At 66.1% G+C, this 10607-nt stretch carries 9 protein-coding genes and 1 pseudogene; 3 read left to right on the top strand and 7 right to left on the bottom strand.

Annotated features, from left to right (window positions below):
* Positions 1-84: 84 nt before the first annotated feature.
* The 3 genes and pseudogenes from ACTICP_RS01620 to ACTICP_RS01610 form a co-directional block, all read right to left on the bottom strand.
* A complete protein-coding gene (locus ACTICP_RS01620) occupies positions 85-339 on the bottom strand; it encodes a hypothetical protein (protein WP_441888846.1) in 255 nt (84 codons plus the stop codon).
* A 728-nt stretch (positions 340-1067) separates the two neighbouring features.
* Positions 1068-1328: pseudogene (locus ACTICP_RS01615) on the bottom strand (LLM class flavin-dependent oxidoreductase); the annotation flags it as partial.
* A gap of 159 nt (positions 1329-1487) precedes the next feature.
* The gene (locus tag ACTICP_RS01610; RefSeq protein ID WP_441888844.1) at positions 1488-3002 is read right to left on the bottom strand and encodes a DUF7059 domain-containing protein; all 1515 of its coding nucleotides are present in this window, start codon (positions 3000-3002) and stop codon (positions 1488-1490) included.
* Positions 3003-3095: 93 nt separating this feature from the next.
* Between ACTICP_RS01610 and ACTICP_RS01605 the strand changes: the two genes are divergently transcribed.
* From ACTICP_RS01605 to trxA, 3 genes are all read left to right on the top strand, one after another.
* Positions 3096-5162 carry a DUF6049 family protein gene (locus tag ACTICP_RS01605; RefSeq protein ID WP_441888842.1) on the top strand — a complete coding sequence of 689 codons (2067 nt, stop codon included), beginning with the start codon at positions 3096-3098 and terminating at the stop codon, positions 5160-5162.
* Positions 5163-5268: 106 nt separating this feature from the next.
* Positions 5269-6240, top strand: a complete 972-nt coding sequence (trxB, locus tag ACTICP_RS01600; protein ID WP_441888840.1) for a thioredoxin-disulfide reductase — start codon at positions 5269-5271, stop codon at positions 6238-6240.
* Positions 6241-6313: 73 nt separating this feature from the next.
* Positions 6314-6637, top strand: coding sequence for a thioredoxin (gene trxA, locus ACTICP_RS01595; protein WP_441888838.1), 324 nt, complete (start codon positions 6314-6316; stop codon positions 6635-6637).
* Between the two features lie 84 nt (positions 6638-6721).
* Here trxA and ACTICP_RS01590 read toward each other — a convergent pair whose 3' ends face one another.
* From ACTICP_RS01590 to ACTICP_RS01575, 4 genes are all read right to left on the bottom strand, one after another.
* On the bottom strand, positions 6722-7057 hold the full coding sequence (locus tag ACTICP_RS01590; RefSeq protein WP_441888836.1) for a tryptophan synthase subunit alpha: 336 nt from the start codon (positions 7055-7057) through the stop codon (positions 6722-6724).
* A 9-nt stretch (positions 7058-7066) separates the two neighbouring features.
* Complete coding sequence (locus ACTICP_RS01585; RefSeq protein WP_441888834.1) at positions 7067-8509, bottom strand: sugar porter family MFS transporter; 1443 nt, start codon at positions 8507-8509, stop codon at positions 7067-7069.
* A 70-nt stretch (positions 8510-8579) separates the two neighbouring features.
* Positions 8580-9563, bottom strand: a complete 984-nt coding sequence (locus ACTICP_RS01580; protein WP_441888832.1) for a ParB/RepB/Spo0J family partition protein — start codon at positions 9561-9563, stop codon at positions 8580-8582.
* Complete coding sequence (locus ACTICP_RS01575) at positions 9563-10486, bottom strand: ParA family protein (RefSeq protein WP_441888830.1); 924 nt, start codon at positions 10484-10486, stop codon at positions 9563-9565. Before ACTICP_RS01575 ends, ACTICP_RS01580 begins: the two co-directional genes overlap by 1 nt.
* Positions 10487-10607 lie beyond the last annotated feature (121 nt).

The following is a 10607-nucleotide window of genomic DNA, read 5'->3' as shown; positions in this document are numbered from 1 at the left end:
GTGTGTTGCTGTGACATCGTGTCTCCCTGACTGGATCAGGAAGGATATCGACCGCTATGTCAGCGAACGATGGTCAGCGTCGGATTATCGCTCTCTGAGCGCTCGGCGCATCCGATCAATGCTGCTCATCGAGACGCCCATGCGCTTGGCCTGCTGCGGCACGGTGAGCCCGTCCAGGGCTGCGAGTGCGTCGAGGTCGTCGGCGGTCCAGCTCGGCTTTCGTTTTCCGATCTTGCCGCCGATCTTCCCGAGACGCTGCATCTCGATGATGTAGTCGGGGCTCCAGTTGTTTAGCGCGTAACGCGCACAAGATCGTGCCACGCTCTCGATGGCCGTCATCCCTGAGCGTGACTCATCCAGGTAGGTCCTGCGGACGCGCTGAGGGTCCCGCTGCTCGCCGTAGTCCTGCAAGTAGACCAAGTGCCATAGCTGCTGCTCTAGGTACCTCTCCAGCGCCTGCACGAGCAGATCATGGTGGGGAGGCTCCAGACCGTCTCGGCATCGATCATTCAGCACGCGCCGACAAAGGCGACGGAGGTGGAGACGTACGACGTCGAACAGTTCACGCTGCCCACGACGGCGGAAGGGTCTGCGCATCATCTTGCGATGTCCACGAGCTGCACGAGCTGCGACGAGATCCGCGACGAGTGCGTCGATCTCCTCTTCTCCATACGCCCTGGAAGGACGTAGGTTATCTGACGCGATATACGCGCTAACTGATTCGCGCTTATCTGACGTGATCGCGCTAACGTCGCGCTGCATCTCTGCGAGGGTGAGCTTGCGAGGAGCGGGGAGGGTGCGAGGGTCGGCGTCTGCCGGTATGCTGAGCATCGGAAATCAATCTCTATGCCGCCTCTGTCCACTGCAAGGACGAGGCGGCATTTCCATGCCACCTCAGGACGGGTTCAGGGTCGAGATTACTCCCTTGATCGAGGCGTTGCTAGCAAAAAAAGTCCTGGTTAGAGCGTACTTCGCATTAAAGAGAGACTTACTGCTGCGTACGCACTAACTGCTAACAGACTTATCCACAGTCACGCTCTAACCGCTTATTGCCTAATAGACATGTGCGGGTTCTCGTAGCGCATGTCGATGACACCGGTGCCGACCTCGATGCGCTCGGTCTTCGCGGCCATCGCCGCCAGCAGCGGCATCGGCGACGCCGCCTGCCGCGCGAAGTGGTGCACGCGCATGTAGGCGCCGTTGACGCCGATCTCATCCGCCCCCACGGCGAGGTCGATGCTCTGGTGCAGCATGTCGCCGGCCGTGCGCGTGCCTGATCCGGGCACGGGTGCGTAGTGCCCGAACGAGAGGAATCCGAAAGCCTTCATGATCACATGCAACCGCATGGATGCCGGCGGCATTCCCCTCTCGCGCCACGGGAGCCGCCGCGGTCGCACCCAGTCTCGGGAGGAGATCTCAGCGTCGGGCGGAAGAAGTCAGGTAAATCCTCCGCCCAAGCCAGAGAACTCCGCCCGAGCGCGAGGAGCTCACGCCTCCGCCACAAGGAACCCGTCGAGCACCAGCCCGCGGATCCGGGGTTCGAGCTCGCCCCACAGGTCGGCCAGCGGTACCTCGAACAGGTCGGCCAGCGCCGAGACGATCTGCGACACGCTCAGCTCGCCGTCGCACGCGCCGACGAATCCGGCGAGCGCGGTGTCCACCGACACGGTGCGACCGAACCCGCCGCCCTGACGCAGCTCGATCACGCTCGGGTCGTCATCGCCGGGCATGTAGTGCCGCGCCTCGGTGACGTCGGAGGCTGTCACCAGCGTGTGCGGGATGCCGGCGCTCAGCAGATCATGCGCGGCCAGGCCGTCGCGCAGCGCACGTCCGGTGCCGGACAGCGGCTGCGAAAGCCTCTCGAAACGACGCAGCCGCTCCCCCTCGCGTGCGGCCGCGCGCCGCAGCAGCACGTACCCGAACCCGATCGCTGTGACGCCGCGCACCGTGAAGTCGTCGAGCCAAGCCTCCAGCATCCGCCCGAAAGCGGGCTCGCGCGGCGTCGTCCCGGCGTCGCGAATCCACAGCTCGGCATAGCCCAGCGGCGTGAGCTCTTCGCGCTCGATCACCCAGGCGTCGAGCTCGGGCGCAATCCAGGACTCCAGCCGTTCGAGGCCGGGCCTCCTGCCCGATTCCCAATTCCCCAACAGCTGCGCGACGCCGCCGGGGGTGAGGTGCGAGTCCACCGAGCGCACGAACTGCTCCACGAGCGCATCGCCGATCAGGCCGCCGTCGCGGTACTCATACGCCGTCACCCCCTCGACGCGCGGAGTGATGACGAACGGCGGGTTCGACACGATGAGGTCGAACGCCTCGCCGGCCACCGGCTCGAACATGCTGCCCTGCCGGAACGTCACATTACCCACACCGTTCAACCGCGCGTTCAGCGCCGCGAACGCCAAGGCCCGCGCCGAGATGTCGGTCGCGACGACCTCGCCCGCATGGCGCGAGACGAGCAGCGCCTGGATGCCGCATCCGGTACCGAGGTCGAGTGCCCGCGACACCGGCACGGGCACCACCAGTTCGGCGAGGGTGCGAGAGGCCCCGCCCACACCGAGCACGTGATCCGCGGGCAGCTCGGTACCGAGCGCCAGTTCGTCGAGGTCGCTGGCGATCCACCACTCGCCGATACCGTCGGCATCCACGAACGACTGCGGCCGCACGACTGCCGCGGGCACGGCATCCGCTCCTGCGACACGCGCGAGACCCAGGGCGACAAGACCATCCATCCCTAGCCGCGGCAGCGCCTGTGCGACAGACGCAGACGGCTGCGGCATCCCGAGTACGAAGAGGCGCCCCAGCGTCGCCAGCGCTCCCGAATCCCCATCTATGGAACGCAGCAACGGCTCGCGTACCCCGCGGCCGAGCGCGTCATCCGCCTCTTCTCCCCACAGCCGCCGCAACGGCTCGGAGCGGAAGTCCACAGCATCCAGATCCGCGGCCAACGCCGAGACGAGAGCGGGTTCGGGAACGGGCGGAAGGGCGTCGGACACGGCCGTCACTCTACGCGCCTTCAGCCTTCACCGAAGGCGCCCGCCTAGAATTGCCGGGTCAGAGCTCACGGGCGCCCGCGCGCCCGAGGAAGACCAGAGACGTTGATCAGCCCCCGAACCGGCAGACGCGCCCGCGCGCATCGTGTGACGCACGGCGCTCTCGCGTTCGCTCTCGTCCTCGGACTCAGCCTCGGAGCGCAGGGCGCGGCCGCCCCCACCGCGGTCGCAGATACGCAGGATGCTGCTGACGACGGCACCGTGCGTCTGTCGCTGACCGCCGGGCTGCACGGCGTCGTCGCCTCGGAGGCGCCGGTCACCGCGACGCTCACCGTCGACAACGGCAGCGACGAGCCCGTCCCCGCCGGCCGCCTCACGGTCGAGATCAACAAGACGCCGCTGAGCGACTCCGACGAACTCACCGCCTGGCTCACCGCCGGCGATGCCGCCGGATCCTTCACCTCCCTCGGCACCACCGAGGCCGACGAGGTCGCAGCATCCGATTCGTCCACGACGTCGATCAGCGCCTCGGCCGCGGCCATCGGCGACATCGACGCCGGTGTGTACCCGATCAGAGGCCGACTGTCGGGCGAGTCGTCAGCCGGCATCCTCGGCACCACCAGCGTCCTGATCGTCGATGCCGACAGCTCCCGAGAGATCACGGTGCTCGTCCCCATCACCGCCACCCCCGAAGACGGCGGCCTGCTCACCGCGGAAGAACTCGACGAGCTCACCGCCCCCGACGGTGCCCTGACCGCCCAGCTCGACGGCGTCGCCGGAACGTCGGCCGTACTCGCCGTCGACCCACTCATCCCCGCGGCGATCCGCGCGCTCGGTACGGCAGCCCCGACGAGCGCGACCGCGTGGCTGACGCGACTCGAATCCCTCTCGAACGAGCGCTTCACCCTGCAGGCAGGGGATGCGGATGCCACGGTGCAGGCCAGAGCCGGGCTCGACGAGCCGCTCGAACCGCTCCCGCTGACGCCGTACCTGTTGTCGGAGAACTTCATCGAACCGACCCCGAGCCCCTCTCCGTCGCCCTCGCCGACGCCCACGGCGCCCGAGATGCCGGACTACGAGGAGCTCACGGCCATCCGAAGCAGCGAAGACGGCATCCTGTGGCCCCTCGGCGACGCACAACCCGGCGATCTGGCGGTGTTCGACGAGTATCTCGACGCAGATGCGACCACGATCCTGCCCTCGACGTCGCTCTCGACCGGCGACGCCCCCGTCGTCGATGTCGACGGACATCGCGCGCTGGCGGTGACCGCGGATGCCTCGGCCGCGCTCTCGGAAGCCGCAGCAGCGCCCGATGATGAGGCGAGTAGAGAGCAGGCGATCACGACCGCGATCGCGCACCTCGCGTACACCGGGTCCCAGCCCGCGCTGATCGGGCTGGCGCGCGACGAGACCCGCACGGCAGACTCGCTGCGCGAAGCGATCCTGTCCCTGTCGACCGTCGCACAGCCGGCAACGCTCGTGGCGCTCGAGAAGGCGAAGCCGGCTTCAGCATCACTCGTCGGTGAGACATCGACCGCCCGCGTCGACACGCTGCACGAGCTGCTCGACGGCGAAAGCGCGCTCACCACCTTCTCGTCGGTGCTCGAAGACCCGCTCGTGCTGCTGTCGCCCGAGCGCATCGAGATCATGCGGCTCATGGGCGTCGGCAGCGCCGAGAACCTCGCCGCCGGCGCGGGCGCTCACAGCACCGCGACCACGGCGACCCTGGATGCCGTCAGCGTGCAGCAACCCAGCCCGATCCAGTTGTTCACCTCCGCCGCCCCCCTGCCGGTCTGGGTGCGCAACGACCTGCCCTGGCCGGTGAACGTCACCCTCCACTCCCGACCCTCCGACGCGCGCCTCGACATCCAGCCGGAGACGCCCGTCGAAGCCCAGCCCGCCAGCAATACGCGGGCGACGGTCCCCGTCGAAGCGCGCGTGGGCAGCGGCGTCCTCGACGTGGACTTCCGGCTCACGTCGCCCACCGGCGTGCACATCGGCACCGATCAGACCGCCACCGTCACGGTGCGCGCCGAATGGGAGGGCATCGGCCTCGGCATCCTCGGCGGCGTCATCGGCCTGCTGCTCGTGCTCGGCATCGTGCGCACCATCGTCCGGCGCCGAAAGAGCGACGAGACGGATGCTGCGGCATCCGATTCTCCGGAGTCTTGACGACGCCCTGACGCGAACCACCGCACGGGAATGCCACGCGGTTACGATGGGTTTCACGCTGTAACGCGTCGGCACACGAGAAGCCGCACGCGAGAAGGAAGAGGACATGCGCAAGGTCATCATCATCGGCTCCGGCCCGGCCGGGTTCACCGCCGCCATCTACGCGGCGCGCGCGAGCCTCGAACCGCTCCTCATTGCGAGTTCGGTCGAAGTCGGCGGCGAGCTGATGAACACCACCGACGTCGAGAACTATCCCGGCTTCCCCGAGGGCATCCAGGGCCCCGAGCTGATGACGAAGTTCCAGGAGCAGGCCGAACGGTTCGGCACCGAGGTCGTCTACGACGATGTCACCTCGCTCGACCTGAACGGACCGGTCAAGAAGGTCTCGCTCGGCAGCGGTGCCTCGCACGAGGCGCAGACCGTCATCTACGCGACCGGCTCGGCGTACCGCAAGCTCGGCATCGCGGGCGAGGAGCGCCTCTCCGGCTACGGCGTCTCGTGGTGCGCGACGTGCGACGGCTTCTTCTTCCGCGAGAAGACGATCGCGGTCGTCGGCGGCGGCGACTCGGCGATGGAAGAGGCCACCTTCCTCACCCGCTTCGCCGACAAGGTCTACGTGATCCACCGCAAGGACACCCTGCGCGCCTCGAAGATCATGCAGGAGCGGGCGTTCGCGAACGAGAAGATCGAGTTCATCTGGAACAGCGAGGTCGAGGAGATCACCGGCGGCGACGCCGTCTCCGGCGTCACCCTGCGCTCGACGACCGACGGCAGTTCTCGTGAGCTGGCCCTCGACGGTCTGTTCATCGCCATCGGCAACGACCCGCGCACCCACCTCGTGCACGACAAGCTGACGCTCACCTCCGAGGGCACGATCTGGGTCGACGGACGGTCGTCGCGCACGTCGGTCCCCGGTGTCTTCGCCGCCGGCGACGTCATCGACCCGACGTACCGTCAGGCGATCACCGCCGCCGGTTCCGGTACGGTCGCGGCTTTGGATGCCGAGCACTTCCTCGCGGATTTCGATGACGCTTCGGTGGAGGTCCCGGCCGCCGAGGCGGCCACGGTCATCGCCTGACGCGCAGCACCGGGGAACACATTTCTTCAGCTCGCTGTTGTAGCGGGTGAACCTCAATCAAGGAGAGAAGCTGATGACTGCCAAGGTAACCACCCAGGCGACGTTCGAGCAGGATGTGCTGCAGGCCGATGGTCCCGTGCTCGTGGACTTCTGGGCCGAGTGGTGCGGACCGTGTCGCATGGTCGCGCCGGTACTGGACCAGATTCAGGCCGAGCACCCCGACAAGATCACCATCATGAAGCTCAACGTCGACGAGAACCCCGAGCTGGCGATGAAGTATCAGATCACCTCGATCCCGGCCATGAAGGTCTTCAGCGGCGGTGAGGTCAAAACGACCATCATCGGCGCCAAGCCCAAGCCCGCACTCGAGCAGGACCTGGCCGCGTTCATCGGCTGATCTGCTTCGCCTCAGAGCCCGTCACTCCCTCCTGGGAGGGCGGGCTCTTTCGCGTGCGACGTGGGCTCTTTCCTCAGGAGGATGCTACGAGACGTCAGCGATCGTGGCATCCCACACGCGCTGGCGTTCGCCGTCACCGAGAAGCCCCCACACCGCGGGCGTCAGTTCGGGATACTCCAGCGCGATCTGCCGCATCACGCGGTAGTTGCGGGCCGCGTTCGGGCGCACGCCGTCGTTCGCGTTGATGTTGTCGGCGCGCAGCAGGTACACGACCAGTTCGTCGATGCTCGGCAGGTCCTCCATGAAGTCCCAGGGGTCCTCGCCGTTGAGCAGCCGTTCCTGGACCAGCACCGCCCGTTCGTCGGCGGCCTCGGCACGTAGCACCTCGAGGCTGGCGCGACGGGGAACGGCTTCAGACATGCATCCAGCCTACGCGCGCTTCTTGCCTCCGCGGCCCGGCAGATTCACAACATCCGTCATCGTTTCGAGCTCTCGACCCTTCGTTTCGGGCACTTGATAGAAGACGAAGAAGAACGACACGATGGCGAAGAATGCGTAGAACCCGTATGCGAAGGTGAGCCCGATCTCCGCGAAGGCCGGGAAGGTCGTCGAGATGAAGAAGTTCGCGATCCACTGCGCCGCGGCTGCGACCGCGAGCGCTCCGGCGCGGATGCTGTTCGGGAACATCTCCCCCAGCAGCACCCAGACCAGCGGGCCCCAGGTCGCCCCGAAGAACACCACGAAGCCGTTGGCGCAGACCAGTGCGATCAGCGACCAGGGCTGCGGAAGCGTGACAGCACCGTCCTGCAACGTGCCGAACGAGAAAGCGACCGACATCATGCCGAGCGTGACCGCCATGCCGATGGAACCCGTCAGCAGCATCGGCCGCCGCCCGACCCTGTCGACGAGCAGGATCGCGACGATGGTGACGACGATGTTCGTGATGGATGTGATGACCGACGTCAGCAGCGCCTGCGATTCTTCGAAACCGACCGAGAGCCACAGCGTCGTCGAATAGTAGAAGATCACGTTGATGCCGACGAACTGCTGGAAGACACTGAGCAGAATGCCGACCCAGACGATCGGCTTCAAACCGAACCGGTCACCGCGCAGATCCTTGAGCGATTCCTTCTGTTCAGAGTTGAGGGTGCTGCGGATCTCTTCGATCTTGATGTTCACATCGGTCTCGCCGGTGAAGTCGTGAAGCACCTGCGAGGCCTTGTCGATCTGGCCGCGTGCGACAAGGAAGCGCGGTGACTCGGGGAGGCGCAGCGCCATGACTCCGTAGACGATCGCAGGAATCGCCTCCATCATGAACATCCAGCGCCACGCGTCGATGCCGAACCAGAGTACGTCTGCCGCAGATCCGGCGATGTTCGCCAGCAGGGCATTCGAAAGCAGCGCGGTGAAGATACCGGTGACAATGGCCAGTTGTTGGAGGGAGCCGAGGCGGCCGCGCACCTTCGCGGGCGATACTTCGGCGATGTACGCAGGGGCGATGACGGATGCCGCACCGACGCCGAGTCCCCCGATCACACGCCACACGATGAGGTCGACGACACCGATGGCGAAGCCCGATCCGATCGATGAGGCGAGGAAGAGGATCGCGGCGATCACCATCACCGGAATGCGCCCGAGCTTGTTCGAAAGACTGCCGGCGAACCAGGCACCGATCGCACAACCGATCAGCGCGGACGAGACGGCAAAGCCCTGCAGGGCCGGCCCGAGTTCGAACGCCCCGGCCAGTGCGTCGACGGCGCCATTGATGACAGCGGTGTCGAACCCGAACAGGAAGCCGCCGAGTGCGGCGGCGATACTGATTCCGACGACCCGTGCGCTCAGGCGCCCAGGCGTGGTCTTCTTCTCTGCCATGTGATTCCCCTCCGGTCTCAGCCCACTCTAGAACGGGACGGATGCCGGGGCGAGAAACCCGTGCTGCGGGTCAGGAGCCGTATTGCCCTTCACCCAGTTCGGCGAGAATGCGGTTGAGGTCTTGAATTGACGCGAATTCGATCGCGACCTGGCCTTTTCGTGCACCGAGCGTGATCTTCACTCGAGTGTTCAGGCGGTCGCCGAGCTTGCCGGACACCTCGTCGAGATAGGCCCGTCGGGCTCCCGCCTGCGGCTTCGGCTTGGTCGTTCCGGTCGAAGGGAGTGCCTTGGCCGCCTCTTCGGTCGCGCGCACGGAAAGGTCTTCGTTGACGATTTTGTCGGCGAGCTTCTGCATCTTCTCGTGGTCGTCGAGAGAGAGCAGGGCACGAGCATGTCCCGCCGAAAGGACCCCGGCCGCGACGCGCTGCTGCACGGGGACCGGGAGCCTCAGCAGCCGGATCGTGTTGCTGATCTGCGGGCGAGAGCGGCCGATGCGGGTCGCCAGTTCCTCCTGCGTGATGCCGAAGTCTTCGAGCAGCTGCTGGTAGGCAGACGCCTCTTCCAGCGGATTCAGTTCGGAGCGGTGCAGGTTCTCGAGCAACGCATCGCGAAGGAGGTCTTCGTCTGCCGTGTCGCGCACGATCGCCGGGATCGCCTCGAGGCCGGCCTCGCGCGCTGCGCGGGTGCGCCGCTCCCCCATGATGAGTTCGTAGTCGCCATCACCGTTCCTGCGGACGACGACCGGTTGCAGCACGCCGAACTCGCGGACGCTGTGGACGAGCTCGGCGAGGTCGTCCACATCGAAGTGCGTGCGCGGCTGACGCGGGTTCGGAACGATGCTCTTCGGGTCGATCTGCATCAGATGGATGCCGGGAACCGCTGTCAGTTCCTCTTCGACAACCTCGTCGGGCTTGTCGTTCGTCTCGGATTCGCTGACCGCCTCGACCGGGCTGATCGTGCCGCCGGGGAAGAAGACATCGACGGGACGAGCCGACTGGTCGGCCGTGGGTATGAGGGCGCCGATTCCTCGGCCCAGTCCGGTGCGCTTCGCCATCAGTTCTCCTCGTTCTGCGCCTGTTGGGACGCGATCTCGACAGCGGCCTCGCGATAGGCGACCGCACCGGCGGATGATCCGTCATATGCGATGACCGTTTGGCCGAAACTCGGTGCCTCGGAAACGCGCACCGAACGCGGAATGACCGTGTCGAGCACCTGTCCGGGGAAGTGATTGCGCACCTCGTCGGCGACCTGCTGTGCGAGACGGGTGCGTCCGTCATACATCGTCAGCAGGATCGTCGAGAGGTGAAGGTCGGGGTTGAGGTGCTTCTGGATCATCTGGATGCTGCCGAGGAGCTGGCTGAGTCCCTCGAGGGCGTAGTACTCGCACTGGATCGGTATGAACACCTCAGAGGCCGCGGTGAAGGCATTGATCGTGAGCAGTCCCAGCGACGGCGGACAGTCGATGATGACGAAGTCGACATCCTGGTCCGCGACGTACTGATCGAGCGCGCGGCGCAGCCGATGCTCACGTGCGACCTGCGAGACGAGTTCGATCTCGGCGCCGGCGAGGTGAATGGTGCTCGGTGCGCAGAGCAGGTTCTCGGATTCCGGGCTTGTCTGCACGATGTCAGCGAGTGGGACGTCATCGATCAGAACGTCGTAGATGCTGAGAGTTTCCGCGTTGTGCGCGACACCGAGGGCCGTAGAGGCGTTGCCCTGGGGGTCGAGGTCAATGACGAGGACCTTCGCGGTGAAGGATGCCAGAGCGGAGGCAATGTTCACCGCGGTCGTCGTCTTGCCGACGCCGCCCTTCTGATTCGACACCGTCAGAACGCGGGTCTGCCCTGTGAAGTGGAGGTCGACGTCGTCCAGAGTGCGGCGGCGAGCACTCAGGTCAGCGATCTCGCGGGCCAGTGGCGTATCGACCCCGAAGGCCCCGTTCGGCGATGTCTGTTCGGACTGTTTCACGTGAAACATCCACTCCTCTCGATGGCCGCATTCCACTCTAATCGCTGGCGCCGACATCCCCGCATCGGTGGGTACCGCGCTCGAATGTTTCACGTGAAACATAGACTTGCTCCCCGGTCGTTGAGCGAGC

Source organism: Microbacterium sp., assembly GCF_052102115.1.
Classification (GTDB): Bacteria; Actinomycetota; Actinomycetes; order Actinomycetales; family Microbacteriaceae; genus Microbacterium.
Note: the sequence above shows the minus strand (reverse complement) of the source record. Positions and strands in the feature narration are given on the sequence as shown.